A 24,031-nucleotide genomic window follows, 5' to 3' on the forward strand; every position below is an offset into this window, starting at 1 on the left:
TGCGGTCGACCGCGCCTTGCGCGCCCTGCGGCAGGCGGCGGCGGACGGCCCGCCCGGCGCGGAGCGGGTGCGGGAGGCCGCCCGGCCGCTGGCCGATCTGGACGCGACCCGATCCACGATCGACCAGCGGCGAACACCCCGGCAGGCGGCGTTCCAGTACTACACCGACGCGATCGACGCCCTGAACCACCTGTCTCTCGGTCTGGATCAGGCCGCCGACCCGGTGGTCCGGCACGGGCTGCAAGCGCTGTACGCGCTGGGTGAGGCTAAGGAGCAGACGGCTCGCGAGCGCGGCTTCCTCAACGGCGTCTTCGCCGCGGATGCCTTCGGGCCGGGCGAGTACGTGCAATTCCTCGACATCCGGGCGGCCAAACTGGCCGGACTGGCCGCGTTCGCCCGCGACGCGACCGGCGCGCAGCAGGCGCGCTTGGACGCGGTGCTGGACGGCGCGGACGCGGACGCGGCCGCGGAGTCGGAGAACGTCGCGATCGCCGCAGGCGGCGGACCGCTGGCGCGCCGGGTCGATCCGATCGCCTGGTGGACCAGGATGACCGCGGTCATCGACCAGCAGCGCATCGTGCAGCAGACGGTCGGCGCCGACGTGCGGCAGCGGGCAGAGGTGCTGCGCGGCGACGCCGCGCTGACCCTCGGCGCATTCGTGCTCGCCGCGCTGGCGGCGATCGCGCTGGAGGTGGCGCTGGTTGTCGCCGCGGTGCGCGCGATCGTCCGGCCGCTGGCCACGCTGGCCGCGGACGCCGACGACGTGTCCGGTCGGCGGCTGCCCGACGTGATCTCGGCCTGGCGCACCGGCGACGACACCCGGCCGCCGGACCCGCCCGCCCCGGTGCGACCGCCGCCGGGGGCAGGCGTCGAGATCGTCGCCGTGGCCCGAGCGCTGGATCGGGTGCAGTCCACGGCCTTCGCCCTCGCGTCGGAGCAGGCGCTGGTGCGCCGCAACACCACCGAGTCGATGGTCAGCCTGGCCCGCCGCAACCAGAACCTCGTGCGCCGCCAGCTCGGCCTGATCAGCGAATTCGAACGCGAGGAGCTCGATCCCAAGGCGCTGTCGAACCTGTTCGAGCTCGACCATCTCGCCACCCGCATGCGCCGCAACGCCGAAAGCCTGCTCGTGCTGGTCGGCGAGGCCAGCCCGCGCCGCTGGGCCGAACCGATCCCGCTGAGTGACGTGATCCGCGCGGGCCTGTCCGAGGTCGACGACTACCGCAGGGTGGTGCTGCGCCGGATGGACGACGTGCTCGTCGCCGGCGCGGCGGCCAGCGAACTGGCGCACATACTCGCGGAGCTGATCGAGAACGGGCTGGCGTTCTCCCCACCGGATGTCGAGGTGGAGATCTACGGGCGCGCCGGGCCCACCGGGTACCTGCTCGCGGTGGTCGACCACGGCGTTGGCATGCCCGCCGACCAATTGGCCCAGGCCAACGCGCGATTGCGCGGCGAACAGGACTTCGTCGTCGCACCGACCCGTCACCTCGGCCACTACGTGGTCGGCAGGCTCGCCGAGCGGCTCGGCATCACGGTCGAACTGAGCGTCTCGCCGGTGAGCGGCATCGTCGCGCGCCTGACGCTGCCGCCCGGCATGGTCGAGACCGAGCCGGATCGGCGCGACGATCCCGCCACCTCCCACACCGCCACGGTGGGCGATACCGCTGGGTCTCCGACCGGTTCGAGGTCGCCGAGGCCACAATCGCGCGGTACCGCTACCGGTACGACCGGCGACCGCGCACCGGAGCACGCGGTGAACGCCGGGTCGTCGCCTTACACACAGTTCGTTTCCGCACGGACCGAGCCGACAGCGAGCGTCGGTCTCACCGAATCCCGCCGCGCAGAAGAGCCGTTCGGCCCGGCGCCGAGCGAACCCACGGCGCGGCACACCAAGAACGGCTTGGTGAAACGAAACAAGAAGGCCCGCGCTGCCGCCACCGGCGTGCGGCCCGACGCGCCGCCCCGGACGGAGCCCGCCCCCGCGGTCGAGCGCTCACCCGAGGAGATCCGCAGCATGCTGTCCTCCTTCCGGACAGGACATCAGCGTGGCGCGCCCGCGCGGCACGCCGCCGCGCGGCACGACCGCGTCCGCGCCGCCGACGCGGCGCCCGAATTCCAGCCCGCCGCGACCATGGCAGAGGAGATCCGGTGACCACCCACATATCGAGCGCCGACCCGCACACGTTCAATTGGATGCTGGCCAACTTCGTTCGCGAGACCGACGGTGTGCGCGAGGCGGCCGCGGTGTCCTCGGACGGCCTGTTGATCGCCATGTCCGACGGACTGGACCGCGCCTCGGCCGACCGGCTCGCCGCCATGGTGTCCGGGCTGGTCGGGCTGGCCCGCAGCGCCTCGCGCAGTTACTCCTTCGACGGCCTGAGACTCATCATGATCGAGATGCGGCGCGGGTTCCTGCTCGTCTCCGCCATGGGCGACGGCAGCTGTCTCGGCGTGATCGCCGACAGCGGGTGCGATGTCGGCCTGGTCGGCTACGAGATGGCGGTGCTGGCCGACCGCGCCGGTGCGCTGCTCGATCCCGCGCTCATCGCCGAACTGCGTGAGTCGCTGCGACGATGAGACACGAATTCGCTTCCGGCGAGGATCGATTCGTGCGGCCCTTCGTGGTCACCGCGGGACGCACCAGGCCGCTGCTGGACGGACTGCGCATCGAGACGTTGGTGCGTGCCGAGCCCGCCGCGTTGTCCGCGCCGCTGCGTTTCGAGCAGCGCACCCTCGTGCGGCTGTGCCAGCGGCCGCACTCCATCGCCGAGATCGGCGCCGCGCTGGGCGTCCCGGTCGGGGTCGCCAAGGTCGTGGTCAGCGACTTGGCCGCCACCGGGCACGTGACCGTGCGCTCCGCCGACCAGCTCACCGCCGCCGCCATCGAGAGGATCAGGGACCTTGTCCGGGCACTCTGACATGCGAACGCCGACCATGCCGTCCTCGGTGAAAATCGTGGTCAGCGGTGGTTTCGGTGTCGGGAAAACGACATTCATCGGAGCCATCTCCGAAATCGAGCCGCTGGTGACCGAGGCGGCGATGACCGAGATGGCCGTCGGCGTGGACGACGCGGGGAACCGCGACGACAAGACGCAGACCACCGTAGCCCTCGACTTCGGGCGCATCACCCTGGACAGCGCACTGCTGCTGTACCTGTTCGGCACGCCGGGTCAGGACCGTTTCGTCTTCCTGTGGGACGACCTGGTCGACGGTGCGCTCGGCGCGGTGATCGTGGTGGACACCGGCCGCGTCGACGACTGCTATCCGGTACTGGACTATTTCGAGGCACGCGGCACGCCGTTCGTCATCGCGGTCAACCGCTTCGACGGCAGCACGCGTTTCGACCTCGGCGAGGTCCGCGAGGCGCTCGAACTGGAGGATTGGATCCCGGTGCTGGAATGCGATGCCAGGCAGCGCGATTCGGTCAAGGAGGTGCTGGTCTCGCTACTCGAACAGGTCCTGTTGCGCCGGGCGGATCACCTCACCGCCAGGGACGCGGGCTGAGGGTCGCCGCGAGAATGCGCCGCGACCGATGAATTCGCCGCGCGTGTGTCGTCAGTACTGTTGCCCGGCCCTGACGAACAGAAGGAGCATCATCATGAGCAACGGCGCGGACCTCGCCCTCACCCACATCGGCGTCCTGGTCGGTGACCAGGACAAGGCCCTGGAGTTCTATCGCGACGTGATCGGCCTGGAAGTGCGCGCGGACCTGCCGTTCGCCGGTGGGCGCTGGCTGACCGTCGGCCCGGCGAAGCAGCCGGGCATCGAGTTCATTCTGGAGACCCCCGAGATGGTGCCGGACGAGGCGGCCGGTGCGGCGGCGCGGGCCCGCCTGGCCAACGGGGCGCAGGGGACATTGATCTTCACCACCGACGCCGTGGACGCCACGTTCGCCCGGCTGCGCGACGCCGGGGTGGAGGTGACGCAGGAGCCGATCTCGCAGCCGTACGGCGTCCGCGACTGCGGGTTCCGTGACCCGTGGGGCAACCACCTGCGCTTCTCCGAACTTCCCGGCTGAGCCGGGCGCGGCCGGTGTGGGCGGCGTCGCATTTCCCGGCGGGCCGGAGGACAATACTGTCTGATCATGGGTGAAACGACGAGCGAGACCCAACAGGACGCCATCCGGCCGCTGCGCGACGACATCCGGTTCCTCGGTGGCGTGCTCGGCGACACCATTCGCGACCACGAGGGGCCGGAGGTCTTCGACCTCATCGAGCGTGTGCGTATCGAAGCGTTCCGGGTGCGCCGCGAGGAGGTCGGTCGCAGCGCCGTCGCCGAGATGCTGGACGGCGTGGACATCGCGGTGGCCCTTCCGCTCATCCGCGCGTTCAGCTACTTCGTGCTGCTGGCCAATCTGGCCGAGGACATCCAGCGCGACCGCCGCCGCGTCGCGCACGAGACGGCGGGCGAACCGCCGCAGGACTCGTCGCTGGCGGCGACCTACCGCAAGCTGGACGCGGCGGCGCTGGACGGAAACCGGGTCGCGGATCTGCTGGCCGACGCGCTGGTGTCGCCGGTGATCACCGCGCACCCGACCGAGACGCGCCGCCGCACCGTCTTCGACGCGCAGGCCCGGATCACCGAGCTGATGCGCCTGCGCCAGCGCTACGCCGAGAACGAGCGCGAGCGCGCCGACCTCGAGCGGCGGATCCGCCGCCAGGTGCTGAGCCTGTGGCGTACCGCGCTGATTCGCTTGGCGCGCTTGCGCATCCAGGACGAGATCTCGGTGGGTCTGCGCTACTACGACCTGACCCTGTTCGACGTGATCCCGGCGCTCAACGCCGAGGTGCGCGCCGCGCTGCGCTCGCGCTGGCCGGGGGCCGAGCTGCTGGCGCGCCCGATGCTGCGTCCCGGCTCGTGGATCGGCGGCGATCGCGACGGAAATCCGTACGTCACCGCCGAGGTGGTGCGGCAGGCCGCCTCCCGCGCCGCGGGCGTGGCGTTCGAACGCTACCTGCGCGAGCTGGTGGAACTGGAGAAGATGCTGTCGTTGTCGGCCCGGCTGGTCACCGTGACGCCCGAGGTCGCCGCGCTCGCCGAGACCGGATACCCCGATCCGGCGGAGCACGCCGACGAGCCGTATCGCCGTGCGCTGCACCATGTCCGGGCCCGGTTGACGGCCACCGCGCTGACGGCGCTCGGGGAGGTTCCGCCGAACGGGCTGGATACCGGGGCGCGGCCCTATCCGACCCCGCAGGCCGCCCTGGACGACCTGGACGCGATCGATGCCTCGCTGCGGCGCAGCGGCGACGGCCTGCTCGCCGACGATCGTCTCGCCGCGTTGCGCCATGCCATGGAGACGTTCGGCTTCCATTTGCAGAGCCTGGACATGCGCCAGAACTCCGAGGTGCACGAGCAGGTCGTCGCCGAACTGCTGGCCTGGGCCGGGGTGCACCCCGACTACGCGAGCCTGCCGGAGTCGCGACGGGTGGAACTGCTCGCCGCCGAGCTGCGCACCCGCCGCCCGTTGCTCGGCCCGCACGCACGGCTGAGCGAACTGGCGGGCAAGGAGCTCGGCATCGTCCGCGCCGCCCGGGACGTGGTGGACACGCTCGGTGCGGAGGCGGTGCCGAACTACATCATCAGCATGTGCACGTCGGTCAGCGATCTGCTCGAAGCCGCCCTGCTGCTGAAGGAAGGCGGACTGCTCGACCCCGGGGAGCCGGACGGGCCGCCGAGTTGCCCGGTGGGCATCGTCCCGCTGTTCGAGACCATCGAGGACCTCGGCGCGGGCGCGGACACGCTGTCCGCGGCGCTGGAGGTGCCGGTCTATCGCGATCTGGTGGCCGCGCAGGGCATGCGTCAAGAAGTGATGCTCGGCTACTCCGACTCCAACAAGGACGGCGGGTATCTGGCCGCCAACTGGGCGCTGTACCGGGCCGAGCTGGACCTGGTCGAGGTCGCGCGCAAGACCGGCATCCGGCTGCGGCTGTTCCACGGCCGCGGCGGCACGGTCGGCCGCGGCGGCGGCCGCAGTTACGACGCGATCCTCGCCCAGCCTGCCGGAGCGGTGCGCGGCTCGCTGCGGCTGACCGAGCAGGGCGAGGTGATCGCCGCGAAGTACGCCGAACCCGGTGCGGCGCACCGCAATCTGGAGTCGCTGATCGCGGGCACCCTGGAGTCGACGCTGCTGGACGTGGAGGGTCTCGGCGCCGACGCGGAGTCGTCCTACGGCATCATGGACGACCTGGCGGCCCGCGGCCGCGCCGCGTACGCGCGGCTGGTGCACGAGACGCCCGGATTCGTCGAGTACTTCCGGCAGTCCACGCCGGTCGCCGAGGTGGGCGATCTGAATATCGGCAGCAGGCCCGCCTCGCGCAAGCCGACGAATTCGGTCGCGGACCTGCGCGCCATCCCGTGGGTGATGTCGTGGAGCCAGTCGCGGGTGATGCTGCCGGGCTGGTACGGCACCGGCAGCGCGCTGGAGGAGTGGATCGACGGCGATCCGGAGCGCCTGGCCACCTTGGCGGATCTGTATCGCCGCTGGCCGTTCTTCCGCACGGTGCTGTCCAATCTGGCGCAGGTGATAGCCAAGAGCGATCTGGACATCGCCGCCCGCTACGCGGAACTCGTGGACGACGTGGCGTTGCGGGAGCAGATCTTCGGCATGATCCGCGACGAACACGCCCGGACCGTCCGCATGCACGCCGCGATCACCGGCAACGATCACCTGCTGGCCGACAACCCGTCGCTGGCCGAGTCGATCCACAATCGCTTCCCCTACCTGGAACCGCTGAACCAGATGCAGGTGGAGTTGCTGCGCCGCCTGCGCGCCGGGGACGACTCCGAACTGGTGAAACGCGGCATCCTGCTGACCATGAACGGCCTGGCCACCGCCCTGCGCAACTCGGGTTAGCCGCCGAAGGGGGCGCGTCCGGTAGGAAGGACGTCGTGTCGATCGACGAAGCAGCCGTGGCGGCGCTGGCGGACCGCCGGATCGGTCCCGAGCACAAGGGCATGCCACCCGCGTTCTGGGGGCGGACCGTGCGCGAACTCCGCGCTGCCGCCCCGGCGCTCGACCAACTGGAGACGCCGGTGCTCACGGTCGATCGCGCGGCCCTCGCGCAGAACATCGCGGTCATGGCCGAGTGGGTGCGCGCGGCAGGCGTTCGGCTGGCGCCGCACGGCAAGACGACGATGGCGCCGCAGGTGTGGGCCGATCAGCTGGCCGCGGGCTCATGGGGCATCACCCTGGCCACCATCTGGCAGACGCAGGTGGCGCGGTCCTTCGGCGTCGCGCGGGTGCTGCTGGCCAACGCGCTGGTGGACCCGGTCGGATTGTGCTGGGTCGCGGCGGAATCGGCGCACGATCCGTCTTTCGAGTTCTACTGCTGGGCCGACAGCGCCGAAACGGTTGCCTTGATGGACGCGCATCTGCGCACCGCCCCCGAGCCGGCGCGGATCCGGGTGCTGGTGGAACTCGGCGGCCCGCACGGCAGAACCGGCGCACGCACGGTGGAACAGGCGCACGCCGTAGCTCGCGCGATCGATGGCGCGTCCCGGCTGACGCTCGCCGGGGTGGGCGGTTATGAGGGCGCGCTCGCACACGACCGCACCGCGACCGGCATCCGCGCGGTGCGCGACTACCTCGGGAAACTCGCCCGGCTGCACCGGGAACTCGCCGCGGCGGGGCGATATCGCGGTCCGGCCGTCGTCACCGCCGGTGGGAGCGCCTATCCGGAGCTGGCGCTCGAGTACCTCGCCCCGCTGTCCGACGAGCAGGGCGGGCAAGGTGTCGCGACGACGGTCGTGCTGCGCTCGGGCGCGTATGTCATCCACGACGACGGCTTCTACGCGAGCATGTCGCCATTGGCGGCTCCCGGGTGCGCGCGGCCGCTGCGCTCGGCGATGCACGGCTGGGCACGCGCACTCTCGCGCCCGGAGCCCGGCCTCGCATTGCTCGACGCGGGCAGACGCGATCTGCCTTTCGATGAGGGGATGCCGGTTCCGCAACGCGTCGCAGGACCGCGGGGCGGTGCGTTCGACTCGGGCGCGGCGGTCTCCGCGCTCAACGACCAGCACGCCTTCCTCCGGTTACCGGGCGGCGCCGCCACCGAGTTGCCCATCGGGGCGGTCGTTCGGCTCGGTCTGTCCCACCCGTGCACGGCTTTCGACAAATGGCGGTTGATCCCGGTGATCGATGACGCCGACGCGCCCTCGCCGCGAGTGGTGGATCTACTGCACACGTTCTTCTGACGGGTGGCGCCGGGCTCTCGGCCGCGCTGCCCGGCGTTAGTCGTTCGAAGCGATCAGCGCGCGCACCAACCGGTCCAGCACCGGACGGGGATCGAAATCCGTTGCCGGATCTACCAATTGGTGCAGGATGATGCCCTCGAGCTGGCCGACCAGGATCTGTGTCGTCGCCCGGTCGCCGCCGACGTTCGCCAGCAGGCTCGCGGCCCATTCGGTCAGCCTGCGGTGGCCGCTGCGCACGGTCTCGCGCAGCGCGGGCGAGGTCCGCGCTTCTTGGAACAGCGCGTAGCGCGCCAATGTCCGCGCGCGGTCGGTCCGCACCGCGTGGACGACGAAGGCGGCCGTGCCGTCGACGAGTTCCTCGATGGTGGCGGGGGTGGGTCGCCGGTTGAGCGCCTCCCAATCCGCGTAGTCGCGAGCTTCGAGTCGCTCGGCGATACCGGTCAGCAGCGCCGCACGGGTGCGGAAGTAGTTGGACGCCGATCCGGCGGGCATGCCCGCGACCTCGTCCACCGCGCGGTGGGTGAGGGCTCGGATCCCGCGGGACCCGAGCAGCTCGATCGCCGCGTCCAAGACGAGTTCGCGCTTACCGGACATCCCTCGATACTACAGCGGTAGTGATACCGGTTACAGTCCGCCGCGGCGGCACTACATTCGTAGTAACGTTCGGGGAAGCCGAGTGTTCCGGAGAAAGGGGAAACGATGCCCGAGGTGGTCATCGTGGGCGGTGGCATCGGTGGTCTGGCGACCGCGGTCGCCTTCCTCCGGCAGGGCCTGCGCGTCGAAGTGCTCGAGCGGGGTGCCGAAATCGCCGAGGTCGGGGCGGGGTTGTCCTTGTGGCCCAACGCTCTTCGCGCTCTCGATGTGCTCGGCCTTGGCGACGCGGTGCGGGCACGGGCCGTCGAGGAGGGCGCGGCGGGTATTCGCGACCGCACCGGGCGGTGGCTGACCAGGATCGACGCCGAGAAGCTCCGGGCGGCGTACGGCAGCCCGATCATGCTGCACCGCGCCGATCTGGTGGACATTCTGCGGTCGGCCATCCCGGCGGAGGCGCTGCGCACCGGTGTCACCGTGGCCGAGGCGAGGGTGGACGGCACGGTGGTGCACTCGGCCGGGACGTCCAGCGGAGACGTCGTCGTCGGCGCCGACGGCATTCGCAGTGTGGTGCGCCGCGCCGTCTGCGGCGAGATTCGGCCCCGCTACGGCGGATACACCGCATGGCGTCTGGTCGTCACGCCGCACCAGCCGGTCACCGATATGGGCGAAAGCTGGGGGCGCGGTGAGCGTTTCGGGTACGCGCCGCTCGCGGACAGCCGGGTCTACTGCTTCGCCACCGCGAACATGCCCGCGGGCACGGCGAGCGGCGGGCTCGCCGAGTTGCGCGCGCGGTTCGGCGGCTGGCACGAGCCGATTCCCGCCCTGCTCGCCGCGGCCGGGGACGCCGAGGTGCTGCGGCACGATCTCTACGACCTGCCCGCGCTGAAAATCTTTGTGGCAGGACGGATCGCGCTCGTCGGCGACGCCGCGCACGCGATGATGCCCAACCTCGGGCAAGGCGCCTGCCAGGCGCTGGAGGACGCCGTGGTGCTGGCCAGGGTCGTGACCCGCGACGGTGACCTGGCCGCCTACGACCGGGAACGCGGGCCGCGTACCCGGATGATCGTGTCTCGGTCGCGCCGGATCGGCACGGTGGCGCAACTGTCGTTCCCGCCCGGCGTCGCGTTGCGGAACGCCTTGCTGCGGGCGCTACCCGACTCGGTGCAACTCAGGTCGTTCGCGCCGGTCCTGGATTGGCGCTGCTAGCTCGCTACGATCCGAAGTCGCGTACCGCGCCCTCGCAGCGGGCGGCCTGGGCGCGGAGCGCGTCGAGGAGTTCCGGTGGGCCGGTGAGCACGGTGAAGTCGAGATCGACCGAGGTGAGCGAATCCGTGGTCTTGGAGCGCCGGTGCGGAAGTCCGATGTGCCGACTACGGCGGCCATCTTCCCCGGCGACATGTCCGTCCGCAAACTCGCCGAAGACGCGCACAACATCGTCCGGTGGACCGAGTTCGACCGCGGCGGGCATTTCGCGGCGATGGAGGCGCCGGATCTGCTGATCGCGGACGTGCGCGAGTTCTTTCGCACGCTGCGCTGATCCGGCCCACTCGTCCACAGAGCTGACCGGGCCGGACATCACCCGGCGGCCGCGCACGGCCGGTGAGTTGTCCATCCGCCGATGGACCTCGGCGGTTCCGCTTGTCTCGCCGGGCTTCCCGGGCCGAATGTCGGTGCGGCGGCACTCTCGGGGGCCGGATCATGCGTCGTGCCGGAGTGCCGCTTCGAAGGCGGCGCGGTGGGCGCTGGTGTAGGCGTGCTCCCGTTCGGACCAGGCGATGCGGGAGGCGATCTGCTCGGGGCTGGTGTCGCGATGGCCGGGGTCGGTCAGCTGTGCTGTCCACCAGTGGGCGTTGCGGATCTGGCGATCGAGCATCGCGTCGACGACGTTGGCTCGCTCGGCGGTGGTGAGGCCGTAAGCGCCGGCGAGGATTCGCACCTGGGCGGCTTGGGCGGGGGCGGGTGGTGCGTCGGGCTTCGAGGACACGCACCACGTCCAGGCGAGGTACCCGAAGTCTTCGAGCGGATCGCCGGGGGCGGCGGTGTCGAAATCGATGAAGGCGACCGGTCGGGCGTTCCGGAAGACGGTGTTGTTGGGGCCGGGGTCGTGATGGCAGACGACCGGTCGGCCTGCCGTGAGCCCGCTGTCGCGGGTCGCGTCGTGCAGCGAACGGAGCAGGGCCCCTGCTGCGGCGACCTGGGTGTCCGTCCAGCGCTGGAACCTGGCGGGCACCCATCCGGGCAGGTAGGTGAAGGTATCGCGGCCGGTGTCGTCGAGTCCGAGATAACGCGGTGCGCCGGCGAAACGGACTTGCCCGAGGTGCGTGAGCAGCTCGGCGACGAAGGCCGACGAGGCGGTGGTGGGTCGTCGCACCGTGTCGCCGACGCGGACCACGCCGGGGGTGATTCGTCCTCCGATCAGGGGGACTTCGGCATCAGGTGGCATAGGAACTACTTCCCGGAGTAGCGCGCGTGCATGGCGGCTGCGGTCGCCGCGAGTCGCGCGCGCAACTGCGGCGGGTCGAGAACCTCGACGTGCTCGCCGAGCGGCAGCAGGCCGTGGGCGAGCACGTCGTAGGACTCCGACGGAACCACCACCTCGACCCAGCCTTCGGCATCGGGCGGTCCCGCCGAGGCCAGTGCCTCCGCGACCGCCGCCGGATCGTTCGTCAGCCGCAGCAGGCGCAGGTGGGTGGCGGCGATCCGGCAGCGCGCCCGCACGCGCAGCATCGAGCGCGCGAATTCGTCGGCGGCTTCGGACCAATGTGTGCGCAGATCGAATTGCGCTGGACGGGAGAAGGTTTCGCCGGTCGGCTCGGCGGCGAGGATCCGGCCGACCCGGTACGAGCGCGGTGTGGACCCGCTGCGCGCGACCAGGTACCAGGTGCCCGCCTTGAGCACCAGACCGAGCGGGTCGAGCAGGCGCTCGACCACTTTGTCGTTGCGGCCGTAGCGCACTCGCAGCCTGCGGTCGTGCCAGAGCGCGTCGGCGATCGTCGCGAGCATCGGCGTCTCGTCCGGCCGGTGGAACCAGCCCGGCGCGTCGACGAGCACCCGTTCGGCGATGCGCGTCGCCCGCCCGCGCAGTTCCGGCGGTAGCGCGGCGAGCACCTTCAACTGCGCGGTGGCCAGCACGGTGCCGAGCCCGAGATCGGCGGCGGCGCCGGGCAGACCGGTCAGCAGCACCGCGTCGGCTTCGTCGGTGGTGAGGCCGGTGAGCCGGGTGCGGTAGCCGTCGACCAGCCGCACGCCACCGGCCCGGCCCGGCTCGCTGTAGACCGGGACACCGGCCGCCGAGAGTGCCTCGACGTCGCGGTAGACGGTGCGCACCGACACCTCCAGTTCCCTGGCCAGTTCGGGCGCGGTGAGTCTGCCCCGCGTCTGCAACAGCAACAGCAGCTGCACCAATCGACTGGCCCGCACGTAGGCGAGACTAGCCGGAAACCTGGACAGGAGATGGCAAGTATTCGCCGTACCGTCGCCGGTATGACCATTTGGAGCCGGTTCACCGAAGAAGCGCCGCACATCGCCGAGATCTTCCTGCGCAGGCACCGCGCGGCGGGCAATCTCTGCATGCTCGGCACCATCCGTTCCGACGGGTATCCACGGATCAGTCCGATCGAGCCGCGCGTCTTCGACGGGCTGCTGGTGATCGCGGGGATGCCGGGCACGACCAAGTTCCGCGATCTGGCGCGCGATCCGCGCTTCTGCCTGCACACCGCCACGGTGGACACGAACGTGTCCGACGGCGACGCCAAACTCTTCGGCACGGTCGTCGAACTTCCCGACCGCGACGTGCACGTTCGCTTCGCCCAGCACCTGTTCGACGAGACCGGTTTCGACATCAGGGGCCAAGAGTTCGACCACTTCTACGTCGCCGATCTCACCGGCGCGTCGACAGTGGAGGTCGCGGGCGACCACCTCGACATCACCATCTGGAAGCCGGGCGAAGGCGAACGCGTGGTGCGCAAGCACTGACCCGGGGCCGCTGCCTCACTCCGGCGCCGTCAACTGGGCGGCGATCGGGCTAGGGACCGGGACTCCGCGACGGCGCAGGTCTTCCAGGAATCGGCGGACGAGAGGATCGCCCGGGGTGGCGGTGAGGCAGACGACCTCGCGCACCAGGGGCGGACGCAGGCTGCGGACGGCGCCGGAGAACGTGGCCGTCAGCGCGCTGGTCGGCACGAGTGCGGTGCCGAGTCCGGCGGCGGCCAGCTGGGCGGCGGTGGTGGCCTGCCGGGTCCTGGTGGACGCGGTCAGCGTCACGCCCTGGCCTGCCGCGATTTCGTCGAGCCAGGCGCCGAGACCGTTGTCGGAGTGGTAGTGCACCACCGGTTGCGCGGCGATGTCGGCGAAAGTGACCGTCGCCGTGGGCTTTCCGGCAGCCTGCGGCGATACCGCGACGATCTCCTCGCTACCGATCACCACGAGGTGGCCCTCCCAGCGGGACGGCCGCGGGCCGAGGGCGAGGTCGGCCGTCCCGGCGGACACCATCTCGGCCATGGCGTCCGCGCTGGACAACTCGGCCAGGACGAGGTGTACCTCGGGACGGCGGCGATGCCAGGCACGCAGCACCGGCGCGAGCAGGCTCGCGGACATGCTGTCCGCGCAGGCGATCCGCAGCTGTCCTCGCGCGCCCGCGGCGACGGCGCGGCCTGCCGTGACCACTCGTTCGGCGGCGGCCACGGCGGCACGCGCGTCCGCGGCGATCGCGCGGCCGGCCGCGGTGGCCCGCACACCGCGCGGCAGCCGCTCCAGCACCGGCGTGCCGAGTTCGCGTTCCAGCGCGGCGATCTGATGCGACAGCGCGGGCTGCGACAGATGCAGCCGGGCGGCGGCTTCGGTCACCGATCCGTAGTCCAGCACGGCCACCAGGCACTCCATCGCGCGCAAAGTAGGCATTCGAAAATTCTATGGCAAAGCCAGAAATTATCGATCTCACGACGGGATGGCCGATGGTCTCCCTGCTTGTTCCTTCTCGGTGGGGGCGACACCTACCGAGGAGGCAACTCATGGCAGGCACGATGCATGGCAAGAAACTCGTCATCGTCGGCGGTGCGTCGGGCATCGCGCGACAGATCGCGCGAGACGCCGCCGCCGAGGGCGCGGACGTGGTGCTCGCGGGCCGGGACGAGAACGCCGTCGCCGCCGCGCGGCGGCAGGTGGCGGACGAGACACGTGGTCGCGCGGCGATCCAAGCCCTGCGCATCGATCTCGGCGACGAGGACTCCGTCGTCCGGGCGGCCGAGGAGATCGGTGAACTGGACTATCTGGTGTCGGTGGCCGCGGCGCACGCGAACGGTCCCGTGGCCGAGCTGGACCGCGCGGCGGTCGTGCGGGCCTTCGACGCGAAGGTGATCGGTCCGATCCTGCTCGGCAAGCACTTCGCCGCCCGGATCAGGCCGGGCGGTGCGCTGCTGCTGTTCTCCGGGGTCGCCGCATGGCGGCCCGCGCCGGGCCGGACGGTGATGGCCGCGACCAACGGCGCGGTGCGTTTTCTCGCCGAGGCGCTGGCGGTCGAGCTGGCGCCGGTCCGGGTGAACGCGCTGTCGCCGGGCATCGTCGACTCGGGCGCCTGGGACGGTCTGGGCGAGCGGAAAGAGCATTTCTTCGAGGAGGTGGCGGCTCGCAATCCGGCGCGCCGGGTCGGAAGCACCGCCGACATCTCCGCCGCGGCGCTGTCGGCACTGACCAATCCGTTCATGACCGGGACGACCCTGCACGTCGATGGCGGCGGCCGCCTGGCGTGAGCGCGGGCCGTCAATCGCTCCGGCGTGGTTGCCCATCGAGTTCGGCGCGCCGACGCGCCAGGAAACTGCGCTCGGCGGCATTCTCGGTGCGGGCGATGGCGGCGTCGTAGGCGGCGGCGGCCTCCTCGGTGCGGCCGAGCCGGGTCAACAGGTCGGCGCGGATGGCATGGAACAGGTGGTACCCCGCCAGGGGCAGGGCGTCCACCTGTGCCAAGGCCGTTGCCGGACCGTGTATTTCGGCGACCGCCACCGCGCGATTGAGCGTGACGATCGGACTCGGCGTGAGTGCGGCGAGCTGGTCGTAGAGCCGCAGGATCTGGGTCCAGTCGGTGGCCGCGGCGGCGGGGGCGTCGGCATGCACCGCGTTGATCGCCGCCTGCAGCTGGTACTGCCCCGGCCGGTTGCGGCGCAGGCACTGCCGGACGAGCGCGTGTCCTTCGGCGACGAGGTCGCGGTCCCACCGGCTGCGATCCTGCTCCGCGAGGGGGACGAGAGAGCCGTCGGCACCCGTGCGGGCGGCCCGGCGGGACTCGCTCAGCAGCATCAGCGCGAGCAGTCCGGCCACCTCGGGCTCGTCCGGCATCAGCTCTGCCAGCAAGCGCCCGAGGCGGATGGCCTCGGCGCAGAGGTCGGCCCGGACCAGCCGCGCGCCGGAGGAGGCGGTGTGCCCCTCGGTGAAGATGAGATACACGACGGCGAGTACCGCGCGCAGCCGGGCGGGCAACTCGGCGTCCGCGGGCACCCGGTAGGGAATGCGGGCATCCCGGATCTTGCCTTTGGCGCGCACCAAGCGTTGCGCCATGGTCGCTTCCGAGACCAGGAAGGCGCGGGCGATCTCGGCGGTGCCCAACCCGCCGAGCAGCCGCAGGGTCAGTGCCACCCGCGCCTGCGGCGCGAGGGCGGGGTGGCAGCAGGTGAAGATCAACCGGAGGCGATCGTCGCGCACGGCGCTCACGGGCTCCAACGGTTCGTCCTCGGCATGCAGGAGTGCGGCCTGCGCGTGCCGGTCCGCCCGGGAGGCGTCGCGGCGCAGGCGGTCGATCGCTCGGTTGCGCGCGGCGGTGATGATCCAGCCGGGCGGGCTCGGCGGGACACCGTCGGCGGGCCAGCGCTGGACGGCGGCGGCGAACGCGTCCTGCACCGCGTCCTCGGCGACGCCGATGTCTCCGAACACGCGGATCAGGCTCGCCACCGCACGGCCGTAGTGCTCGGCGAACACCGCTTCGATCACCGAGCCGGTCCCGGCCTCGCTCATCTATTCGTCTCGGATCGGACGGACTTCGATGGGCAGAGTGACGACGGCGGCGAGCCTGCGCCCCCACTCCAGGGCCTCGTCGAGATCGGCGGCGCGGATGACGGTGAACCCTCCGATGTGCTCCTTGCCCTCGACATACGGGCCATCGGTGATCAGCATGTCGTCGCCCTTGGCGCGCAGCACGGTGGCGGTGCTCGGCGCGTGCAGGCCCGCCGCGAACACCCAGGCTCCCGCCGCCCGCATCTCGTCGTTCAGCGCCGCGAGATCGCGCATGATCTGGTCCAGGTTGTCCGGCACGCCTTCGTCGGGCTGGTAGATGCCGAGCAGATAGTTCTTCATTCCGTCGTCCTCCCGCACGCACGCCGGTAGGTGGTGATGACGACACCGGTGCCGGTCACCACGGTGTCGACCGACCGCAGGCCGACCGGCCCCACGCCGTCGAACAGGCGGCGACCGGTGCCGAGCACCAGCGGATGGGTCAGCAATAGGTACTCGTCCACGAGATCGTGACGCATCAGAGAACGCAACAGGTCACCGCTGCCGAGTACCACCAGGTTCCGGTCCGGCTGCCGCCGCTGTATTCCGGGCACCATCGTCGCCGCGTCGCCGCCGAGCCAGGTCGAATTCTGCCAGGCCAGCGGCCCGCTTCCGGTGCGCGAGGCGACGATCTTCTCGGTCTTGTCCAGCGCCTCGGCCATCGGATCGCCGACCTGTCGCGGCCAGTATCCCGCGAAATCCTCGTAGGTGCGCCTGCCGAGCAGCAGCGCGCCGCGGTTGGCCGCCATGTGCCTGCCCATGACCTCCGCCTGCACCGGGTCGTCGTGCCGGTGTGCCCAGCCGCCGTGGGCGAATCCGTCCCTGCTGTCCTCATCCGCCCGGCCGGGCGCCTGCATGACGCCGTCCAAGCTCAGATGCTCCACCGCGATGATCTTGCTCATCTCCGCTCCCTCCGCGACCGGCGCGGCGCCGGTCTCACCCCGTACACGAACGGACGACCGGCGTATCGACAGCGAGCGCGGAATACTTTTCCGCCCAATTTTCCCGGCAACGCGGCGTCGTGCGGATTCACCGGTCAGGAGCCGGCGGGCAGGAGGCGTTGGATGTCGGAATAGCTGACGATGCCCGGCGTGACGGGCGCGTCGTGCCGCACGGCGCGGGCCACGTCCACCGCGGCCGACAGCGCGGCGCGGTAGAGCAGCGATCCGGTGCTGATCCGGCGGACACCCAGGTCTGTCAGCGTCGCGATGCCCGGGCCGGTGGCCGAATAGAGGACGTTGACCGGCAGCTCGGTCGCCGCCACGATCCGCTCGATGCGGGCCGGGTCGGCCACGCCGGGCACGAACACGCCGTCGGCTCCGGCCGCGGCATAGCGCCGCGCACGCTCGTGTGCGGAGCCGTGGTCGAGGCCGAGCCAGTAGGTGTCGACGCGGGCATTGACGAACAGCTGCGGTGTGCGGTCCTTGATCGCGCCGATCAGGGCGGCTTGGTGCCGTGGGTCGGCCAGAGCGGAACCCGCGCGGCCGTCCTCGAGGTTGATACCCGCGATCCCGCAGGCGGCGAGTTGTCCGGCGAAATCGGCGACCGCTTCGGGCCGCTCGTCGAACCCGCCCTCGATGTCGACGGTGATCGGGGTGGGCAGCCGACCCAGGCGCCGGGCGGCGTCGAAGGTCTCCGCCTTGGTGACGCCCGCACCGTCGGCGAGCCCCGCCGCGGCGGCCACGCCCAGGCTGGTGGTGCCGATCGCCGGGAATCCCTCGGTCGCCAGCAACGCCGCCGAGGCGAAATCCCAGGCGTTGGGCAGCACGAGGGGCAGGTCGCGGTGGTGCAGGGCGCGGAAGATCTCGAACTTTGTCGGCGCGGGCGCCGCCGGAGAAGACGAAGTCATGCCGCGACCGTAGCCACGGGACGTTTCGGCGCCCGCCGAAACAACCACGCGCAATGATGAGGTGATGTCCGATCGAGGAGCCGAACTGGCGGGCCTGGCCGCCCTGCTCGCCGACCGCACCCGCGCCGACATCTGCCTCGCGCTGCTGGACGGACGGGCCTGGACCGCGGGCGAACTCGCTCGTCATACCGGTGTCGCGCCGTCCACCGCGACGCAACACCTGGACCGGCTGCGCGACGGCGGGTTGGTGATCGAGCATCGGCAGGGCAGACACCGCTACCTGCGGCTGGCCGGGCCGCGGGTCGCGGACCTGCTCGAGGCCATGGTCGCCCATCTCGGCCCGCCCGCAGCCCCGGCGACCGGGCTGCGCACCGCGACCGCCGCCGCCGCGCTGGCCCGTGGCCGCACCTGTTACGACCATCTCGCGGGCCGTTTGGGTGTGGCGGTCACCGACGCCATGACCGCGCAGGGCCTGTTGCGCGGCGACAGCGGGTTCGCGCTGACGGAGTCCGGTTCGGCGTGGCTCACCGGGCCGATGGGCGTCGACCCCGCCGCGCTGCGCGCTACGCGACGGCCGATCGTCCGGCCGTGTCTGGACTGGACCGAGCGCCGCGTTCATCTGGGTGGCGCGGCGGGCGCGCAACTCTGCCGCCGCATGATCGAGCTGGCGTGGATCAAGCGGATCGGTAGCGGCCGCGCCGTGCGCGTGACGGCGCGGGGCGAGGCCGGGCTGGCGGCGACGCTGGGCATCGCCCCCGAACTGCTGCGCTGACCTGCGGCGGACCGATGCGCCGTAGCTCGCGTGACCAAGGCCGCGAGCGGGCCGTTTCGCGTGACGACGCGGCGGGTATCTGGTGGTCGTGAACCGCTCCCGGCGACCAGGCTGTGAATGAGCTTGCATAGTCATGCATAATCATCACATGGTTGATTCCTCGGGCGGACCCGCCGTGCGGGTCGCGGTAGCCGGTGCCAGCGGGTACGCGGGCGGCGAAGTGTTGCGTCTGCTGCTGGGGCATCCGGCCTACCGAACCGGGCGCCTCGTCATCGGGGCGCTGACCGCGGGCTCCAACGCGGGCACCCCGCTGGGGGAGCTGCAGCCGCATCTGCTGCCACTGGCCGATCGGGTGCTCGCGCCGACCACGGCCGCCGAGCTGGCCGGGCACGACGTGGTCTTCCTCGGCCTGCCGCACGGCCAGTCCGCGGCCATCGCCGCCGAGTTGCCCGAGTCCACCGTGATCATCGACTGTGGCGCCGACTTCCGGCTCACCGACCCCGAGGCCTGGGAGAAATACTACGGCAGCCCCCATGCGGGCAGCTGGCCCTACGGGTTGCCCGAGCTGCCCGGCGGCCGGGAGAAGCTGCGGGGCGCGACGCGGATCGCGGTCCCCGGCTGCTATCCGACCGTAGCCAGCCTCGCGCTGGCTCCCGCCGTCGCCGCGGGCATCGTGGAGCCCACCGTGCACGTGGTCGCGGTGAGCGGCACTTCCGGAGCGGGCCGCAAGCTGGACATCGGGCTGTTGGGGTCGGAGGTGATGGGTTCGGCGCGGGCCTATGGGATCGCGGGCGCGCACCGGCACACCCCGGAGATCGCGCAGAACCTCACGGCGGCCGGCGGCACCGACGTCACGGTGTCCTTCACGCCGGTACTCGCGCCGATGCCGCGCGGCATCCTGGCCACCTGCACCGCACCGATTCGCGTCGACGCGGCGCAGGCGCGCGCGGTCTACGAAAAAGCCTATGCCGACGAGCCTTTCGTGCACCTGCTGCCGGAGGGAGTGCTGCCGCAGACCGGGTCGGTGCTCGGCTCCAACGCCGTCACCCTGCAGGTGGCCGTGGACGCCGACGCGGGCGTGCTCGTGGTGATCGGCGCGATCGACAACTTGACCAAGGGCACCGCGGGCGCCGCGGTGCAATCGATGAACCTGGCCCTCGGTTTCGAGGAGACCGAAGGACTTTCCACCGTAGGAGTGGCACCGTGACTTCGACCGACACCGCCAGCGGCAAGCTGGTCCGCACCCAGGGCGTGACCGCACCGCTCGGCTTCCGCGCGGCGGGCATCGCCGCGGGCATCAAGGTCAGCGGCAAGCCGGACCTGGCGCTGGTGTTCAACGAGGGGCCGGAGTATCCGGCCGCGGGCGTGTTCACCCGCAACAAGGTGAAGGCCGCTCCGGTGCTGTGGTCGCAGCAGGTGCTGACCGGCAAGCGGCTGCGCGCGGTGATCCTGAACTCCGGCGGCGCCAACGCCTGCACCGGCCCGGGCGGATTCCAGGACACGCACAAGACCGCCGAGGAACTCGCCGCCGCGCTGAGCAACTGGGGCACCGAGACCGGAGCGGGGGAGATCGCGGTCTGCTCCACCGGGCTCATCGGCGACCGGCTTCCGATGGACAAACTGATCCCCGCCGTCACCGAGATCGTGCACGAGATGGGCGGCGGCCTGTCCGGCGGCGCGGATGCCGCGTGGGCCATCATGACCACCGACACGGTGCCCAAGGAGGCGGCGTTCCACCATCGCGACAAGTGGAACGTCGGCGGCATGGCGAAGGGCGCGGGCATGCTGGCCCCGTCGCTGGCGACCATGCTGGTGGTGCTCACCACCGACGCGGCGGTGACCGCCGATCAGCTCGACCGCGCGCTGCGCAACGCCACCGCGCGCACCTTCGACCGGCTCGACGTGGACGGCTCCTGCTCCACCAACGACACCGTGCTGCTGCTGGCCAACGGCGCCAGCGAGGTCAGCCCGAGCCAGGAGGAACTGGACGCCGCCGTGCTCGCGGTCTGCGACGATCTGGCCGCCCAGCTGATGGCCGACGCCGAGGGCGTCACCAAGCGGGTGCTGGTCACCGTCGCGGGCGCGGTCAGCGAGGACGAGGCCGTGGCCGCGGCGCGCACCGTCGCCCGCGACAGCCTGGTCAAGACGGCGCTGTTCGGATCCGACCCGAACTGGGGCCGGGTGCTCGCGGCGGTCGGCATGGCGCCGGTGACGTTGGACCCGAACCGGATCTCGGTGTCGTTCAACGGCAAACCGGTGTGCATCGATGGCGTCGGCGCGCCCGGCGCACGCGAGGTCGATCTGTCCGGCGCCGACATCGAGGTGCTGATCGACCTGAACGTCGGCTCCGCGCGTGCGACCATCCGCACCACCGACCTCTCGCACGGTTACGTCGAAGAGAACTCGGCCTACAGCTCATGACCAGCCATGTGTTGCACACGCTTTCGGCGTTGGACAAGGCGCACGTCCTGGCCGACGCCCTGCCGTGGTTGCAGAAGTTCCGGGACAAGATCGTCGTCGTGAAGTACGGCGGCAACGCCATGGTCGACGACGACCTCAAGCGGGCTTTCGCCGCCGACATGGCGTTCCTGCGCACGGTCGGCGTGCACCCGGTGGTGGTGCACGGCGGCGGCCCGCAGATCAGCGCGATGCTGAAAAAGCTCGGGCTGCAAGGCGAATTCCGCGGCGGCTTCCGGGTGACCACCCCCGAGGTGATGGATGTGGTGCGGATGGTGCTGTTCGGTCAGGTCGGCCGCGAGCTGGTCGGCCTGATCAACTCGCACGGCCCGTACGCGGTCGGCATCTCCGGTGAGGACGCCGGGCTGTTCACCGCGACCCGTCGCACGGTCGATGTCGACGGCGAGCCCACCGACATCGGGCTGGTCGGCGACGTCACCGAGGTGAACCCGGATGCCGTGCTGGATCTGATCGGGGCGGGCCGAATTCCCGTGGTCTCGACCATCGCCCCGGACGCCGACGGCGTGGTGCACAACATCAACGCCGACACCGCCGCCGCGGCGCTCGCCGAGGGCATCGGCGCCGAGAAACTGGTGATGCTCACCGACGTCGAAGGCCTGTACACGAACTGGCCGGACCGGTCGTCGCTCACCTCCAGCATCGATTCGAAAGCATTGGCCGAGTTGCTCCCACGCCTCGATGCGGGCATGGTGCCCAAGATGGAAGCCTGCCTGCGCGCCGTGACGGCCGGGGTGCCGACCGCGCATGTCATCGACGGCCGGGTCGCGCACGCCGTGCTGCTGGAACTGTTCACCGGAGAAGGAATCGGAACGATGGTGACGCCCGCCCCGCTCATCCCGAACGGGTCCGGCGCGCCGAACGGAACGAAACAATGAGCACAGCTGAACTGCAGCAGCGGTGGTCCGCCGCGCTGATGAACAACTACGGCACCCCGAAGGTCGCGCTGGTCCGCGGCGCGGGAGCCGTGGTCTACGACGCGGACGGCAAGCGCTACGTCGATTTCCTCGGCGGCATCGCGGTCAACAGCCTGGGGCACGCGCACCCGGCGATTCTGGAGGCGGTCACCCAGCAGCTCGGCACGCTCGGGCACGTGTCGAATCTGTATGCCAGCGAGCCGGTCGTCGAGCTGGCCGAGCGGCTGCTCGCGCACTTCGGCGACGGCGAAGGCCGGGCGTTCTTCTGCAACTCCGGCACCGAGGCCGTCGAAGCGGCGTTCAAGATCGCGCGGCTGACCGGGCGGCCCAAGCTCGTCGCCTGCGAGGAGGCCTTCCACGGCCGCACCATGGGCGCGCTCGCCCTCACCGGGCAGCCGTCCAAGCGCACCCCGTTCGAACCGATGCCGCCCGGCGTCGTGCACGTGCCCTACGGCGACGCCGCGGCGCTGGAGGCCGCGGTCGACGAGGACACCGCCGCGGTGTTCCTCGAGCCGATGATGGGGGAGAGCGGCGTGGTGGTACCGCCGTTCGACTACCTGGCCAAGGCGCGGGAGATCACCGCGCGCAAGGGTGCGCTGCTGGTGCTGGACGAGGTGCAGACCGGCATCGGCCGGACCGGGAAGTTCTATGCCCACCAGGCCGTCGGCATCGTCCCGGACGTGATCACCCTGGCCAAGGGCCTCGGCGGCGGACTGCCGATCGGCGCGGTGCTGGCCACCGGGCGGGCGGCCGATCTGCTCACCCCCGGCATGCACGGCACCACCTTCGGCGGCAATCCGGTGTGCGCCGCGGCGGCGCTCGCGGTGCTGCGCACGATCGATGAGACCGATCTGCTCTCGCACGTCGAGTCGGTCGGCAAGCGGCTCAGCGACGGCATCGAACTGCTCGAGCATCCGCTCATCGATCAGGTCCGCGGTGCGGGCCTGTTGCTGGGCATCGTGCTCACCGACGAGGTGTCCGCACAGGTCGAGGCGCGGGCGCGGGAGGCGGGCTACCTGGTCAACCCGGCCAAGCCCGACGTGATCCGGCTGGCGCCGCCGCTGGTGCTCACCGAGACCCAGGCCGACAATTTCGTCGCCGACCTGCCGGGGATTCTCGACTCCGCGCTCGCGGACGCGAAAGGGGCTGCAGCGCAATGACTTCCGTGCGGCATTTCCTGCGTGACGACGATGTCAGCCCGGCTGAGCAGGCCGAGATCCTCGCCCTCGCGGCCGAACTCAAGAAATCGCCGTTCGCGCGGCGCCCGCTGGAGGGTCCGCGCGGCGTCGGCGTGATCTTCGAGAAGAACTCCACCCGCACCCGGTTCTCCTTCGAGATGGGCATCGCCCAGCTCGGCGGGCACGCGGTGGTCGTCGACGGCCGCGACACCCAGCTGGGCCGGGAGGAGACCCTCGGCGACACCGGCCGGGTGCTGTCCCGGTACGTGGACGCCATCGTGTGGCGCACCTTCGAGCAGTCCCGGCTGGACGAGATGGCCGCCACCGCGACGGTGCCGGTGGTCAACGCGCTGTCCAACGAGTTCCATCCCTGCCAGGTGCTCGCGGACCTGCAAACGCTCGCCGAGCACAAGGGCGACCTGACCGGTCGCGAACTGGCCTACTTCGGCGATGGCGCCAACAACATGGCGCACTCGCTGCTGCTCGGCGGCGCCACGGCGGGTCTGAACGTGACCATCGCCGCGCCCGCCGGGTTCGAGCCGCAGCCGTGGGTGGTGGAGGCCGCGCGCAAGCGGGCCGCCGAGACCGGCGCCACCATCACGGTGACCGGCGACCCGGTCGCCGCCGCGTGGGGCGCCGACGCGCTGGTTACCGACACCTGGACGTCCATGGGGCAGGAGAACGACGGCATGGACCGGGTGGGTCCGTTCCGCCCGTTCCAGCTCAACGCCGAACTGCTCGCGCACGCGAAGCCGGACGCGGTCGTGCTGCATTGCCTGCCCGCGCACCGCGGCGAAGAGGTCACCGACGAGGTGCTCGACGGGCCGCACAGCGTGGTGTGGGACGAGGCGGAGAACCGCCTGCACGCGCAGAAGGCGCTGCTGGTCTGGCTGCTGGAGCGACGATACGGGGGCTCGGCGTGAGCGGTCCGGCCAGGAGGCGGCAGCGGAGCGTGACCGGCTCCGCTCGTGCCGGAAGGGCACAGCGCGAGCGAGGGCGTGCGTATCAC

At 71.2% G+C, this 24,031-nt stretch carries 25 protein-coding genes; 17 read left to right on the forward strand and 8 right to left on the reverse strand.

Translation table 11 applies throughout. The annotated features are described in order from the left end of the window. The 7 genes from ACWEH3_RS31250 to ACWEH3_RS31280 form a co-directional block, all read left to right on the forward strand. Window positions 1–2,155 (forward strand): sensor histidine kinase (locus ACWEH3_RS31250; protein ID WP_452358447.1); only part of this gene is annotated, 2,155 nt, incomplete at its 5' end. Next, a complete protein-coding gene (locus tag ACWEH3_RS31255) occupies window positions 2,152–2,580 on the forward strand; it encodes a roadblock/LC7 domain-containing protein (RefSeq protein WP_450024143.1) in 429 nt (142 codons plus the stop codon). The genes ACWEH3_RS31250 and ACWEH3_RS31255, both read left to right, overlap by 4 nt. Before the next feature lie 32 nt (window positions 2,581–2,612). Further along, on the forward strand, window positions 2,613–2,921 hold the full coding sequence (locus tag ACWEH3_RS31260; protein ID WP_450024145.1) for a DUF742 domain-containing protein: 309 nt from the start codon (window positions 2,613–2,615) through the stop codon (window positions 2,919–2,921). 1 nt (window position 2,922) lies between these two features. Beyond that, a complete protein-coding gene (locus ACWEH3_RS31265) occupies window positions 2,923–3,507 on the forward strand; it encodes a GTP-binding protein (RefSeq protein WP_450024147.1) in 585 nt (194 codons plus the stop codon). Between the two features lie 94 nt (window positions 3,508–3,601). Further along, window positions 3,602–4,021: a VOC family protein gene (locus ACWEH3_RS31270; protein ID WP_450024149.1), complete on the forward strand. Its 420-nt coding sequence runs from the start codon at window positions 3,602–3,604 to the stop codon at window positions 4,019–4,021. Between the two features lie 66 nt (window positions 4,022–4,087). Beyond that, window positions 4,088–6,859 carry a phosphoenolpyruvate carboxylase gene (gene ppc / locus ACWEH3_RS31275; RefSeq protein ID WP_450024151.1) on the forward strand — a complete coding sequence of 924 codons (2,772 nt, stop codon included), beginning with the start codon at window positions 4,088–4,090 and terminating at the stop codon, window positions 6,857–6,859. A gap of 41 nt (window positions 6,860–6,900) precedes the next feature. After that, the gene (locus tag ACWEH3_RS31280) at window positions 6,901–8,199 is read left to right on the forward strand and encodes an amino acid deaminase (RefSeq protein WP_450024202.1); all 1,299 of its coding nucleotides are present in this window, start codon (window positions 6,901–6,903) and stop codon (window positions 8,197–8,199) included. Between the two features lie 36 nt (window positions 8,200–8,235). Here the strand turns inward: ACWEH3_RS31280 and ACWEH3_RS31285 are convergent, their stop codons facing one another. Then, window positions 8,236–8,793, reverse strand: coding sequence for a TetR/AcrR family transcriptional regulator (locus ACWEH3_RS31285; protein WP_450024153.1), 558 nt, complete (start codon window positions 8,791–8,793; stop codon window positions 8,236–8,238). A gap of 105 nt (window positions 8,794–8,898) precedes the next feature. Between ACWEH3_RS31285 and ACWEH3_RS31290 the strand changes: the two genes are divergently transcribed. Next, on the forward strand, window positions 8,899–9,999 hold the full coding sequence (locus ACWEH3_RS31290; RefSeq protein ID WP_450024155.1) for an FAD-dependent monooxygenase: 1,101 nt from the start codon (window positions 8,899–8,901) through the stop codon (window positions 9,997–9,999). A gap of 142 nt (window positions 10,000–10,141) precedes the next feature. Next, on the forward strand, window positions 10,142–10,330 hold the full coding sequence (locus tag ACWEH3_RS31295) for an alpha/beta fold hydrolase (protein WP_450024157.1): 189 nt from the start codon (window positions 10,142–10,144) through the stop codon (window positions 10,328–10,330). 159 nt (window positions 10,331–10,489) lie between these two features. Here the strand turns inward: ACWEH3_RS31295 and ACWEH3_RS31300 are convergent, their stop codons facing one another. Further along, window positions 10,490–11,236 carry a phosphotransferase gene (locus ACWEH3_RS31300; protein ID WP_450024159.1) on the reverse strand — a complete coding sequence of 249 codons (747 nt, stop codon included), beginning with the start codon at window positions 11,234–11,236 and terminating at the stop codon, window positions 10,490–10,492. 5 nt (window positions 11,237–11,241) lie between these two features. After that, a complete protein-coding gene (locus ACWEH3_RS31305) occupies window positions 11,242–12,213 on the reverse strand; it encodes a helix-turn-helix transcriptional regulator (RefSeq protein WP_450024161.1) in 972 nt (323 codons plus the stop codon). 63 nt (window positions 12,214–12,276) lie between these two features. On the opposite strand from ACWEH3_RS31305, the gene ACWEH3_RS31310 reads away from it, so the two are divergent. Then, window positions 12,277–12,768 (forward strand): pyridoxamine 5'-phosphate oxidase family protein, encoded by a 492-nt coding sequence (locus ACWEH3_RS31310; RefSeq protein ID WP_450024163.1) that lies wholly within the window; start codon window positions 12,277–12,279, stop codon window positions 12,766–12,768. A 15-nt stretch (window positions 12,769–12,783) separates the two neighbouring features. Here ACWEH3_RS31310 and ACWEH3_RS31315 read toward each other — a convergent pair whose 3' ends face one another. Continuing rightward, window positions 12,784–13,692 carry a LysR family transcriptional regulator gene (locus ACWEH3_RS31315; RefSeq protein WP_450024165.1) on the reverse strand — a complete coding sequence of 303 codons (909 nt, stop codon included), beginning with the start codon at window positions 13,690–13,692 and terminating at the stop codon, window positions 12,784–12,786. A gap of 110 nt (window positions 13,693–13,802) precedes the next feature. On the opposite strand from ACWEH3_RS31315, the gene ACWEH3_RS31320 reads away from it, so the two are divergent. Next, a complete protein-coding gene (locus tag ACWEH3_RS31320) occupies window positions 13,803–14,540 on the forward strand; it encodes an SDR family oxidoreductase (RefSeq protein WP_450024167.1) in 738 nt (245 codons plus the stop codon). Between the two features lie 10 nt (window positions 14,541–14,550). Here ACWEH3_RS31320 and ACWEH3_RS31325 read toward each other — a convergent pair whose 3' ends face one another. The 4 genes from ACWEH3_RS31325 to ACWEH3_RS31340 form a co-directional block, all read right to left on the reverse strand. Then, entirely contained in the window at window positions 14,551–15,795 is a 1,245-nt protein-coding gene (locus tag ACWEH3_RS31325) for an RNA polymerase sigma factor (RefSeq protein WP_450024169.1), read from the reverse strand. Next, window positions 15,796–16,134 carry a YciI family protein gene (locus tag ACWEH3_RS31330; protein WP_450024171.1) on the reverse strand — a complete coding sequence of 113 codons (339 nt, stop codon included), beginning with the start codon at window positions 16,132–16,134 and terminating at the stop codon, window positions 15,796–15,798. Next, a complete protein-coding gene (locus tag ACWEH3_RS31335) occupies window positions 16,131–16,733 on the reverse strand; it encodes a dihydrofolate reductase family protein (protein ID WP_450024173.1) in 603 nt (200 codons plus the stop codon). Before ACWEH3_RS31335 ends, ACWEH3_RS31330 begins: the two co-directional genes overlap by 4 nt. A 134-nt stretch (window positions 16,734–16,867) precedes the next feature. Then, window positions 16,868–17,680: an isocitrate lyase/PEP mutase family protein gene (locus ACWEH3_RS31340; RefSeq protein ID WP_450024175.1), complete on the reverse strand. Its 813-nt coding sequence runs from the start codon at window positions 17,678–17,680 to the stop codon at window positions 16,868–16,870. Between the two features lie 64 nt (window positions 17,681–17,744). Between ACWEH3_RS31340 and ACWEH3_RS31345 the strand changes: the two genes are divergently transcribed. From ACWEH3_RS31345 to argF, 6 genes are all read left to right on the forward strand, one after another. After that, window positions 17,745–18,452, forward strand: a complete 708-nt coding sequence (locus ACWEH3_RS31345; protein WP_450024177.1) for an ArsR/SmtB family transcription factor — start codon at window positions 17,745–17,747, stop codon at window positions 18,450–18,452. A 148-nt stretch (window positions 18,453–18,600) separates the two neighbouring features. Then, window positions 18,601–19,659, forward strand: coding sequence for an N-acetyl-gamma-glutamyl-phosphate reductase (gene argC, locus ACWEH3_RS31350; protein WP_450024179.1), 1,059 nt, complete (start codon window positions 18,601–18,603; stop codon window positions 19,657–19,659). After that, the gene (argJ, locus tag ACWEH3_RS31355; protein ID WP_450024181.1) at window positions 19,656–20,873 is read left to right on the forward strand and encodes a bifunctional glutamate N-acetyltransferase/amino-acid acetyltransferase ArgJ; all 1,218 of its coding nucleotides are present in this window, start codon (window positions 19,656–19,658) and stop codon (window positions 20,871–20,873) included. The genes argC and argJ overlap by 4 nt, the downstream gene beginning before the upstream one ends. Continuing rightward, window positions 20,870–21,805: an acetylglutamate kinase gene (argB, locus tag ACWEH3_RS31360; RefSeq protein ID WP_450024183.1), complete on the forward strand. Its 936-nt coding sequence runs from the start codon at window positions 20,870–20,872 to the stop codon at window positions 21,803–21,805. The genes argJ and argB overlap by 4 nt, the downstream gene beginning before the upstream one ends. Beyond that, a complete protein-coding gene (locus ACWEH3_RS31365) occupies window positions 21,802–23,004 on the forward strand; it encodes an acetylornithine transaminase (RefSeq protein WP_450024185.1) in 1,203 nt (400 codons plus the stop codon). The genes argB and ACWEH3_RS31365 overlap by 4 nt, the downstream gene beginning before the upstream one ends. Then, complete coding sequence (argF, locus tag ACWEH3_RS31370; protein WP_450024187.1) at window positions 23,001–23,945, forward strand: ornithine carbamoyltransferase; 945 nt, start codon at window positions 23,001–23,003, stop codon at window positions 23,943–23,945. The genes ACWEH3_RS31365 and argF overlap by 4 nt, the downstream gene beginning before the upstream one ends. Window positions 23,946–24,031: the final 86 nt, after the last annotated feature.

The sequence above is a fragment of the Nocardia sp. NPDC004718 genome, from assembly GCF_053601535.1.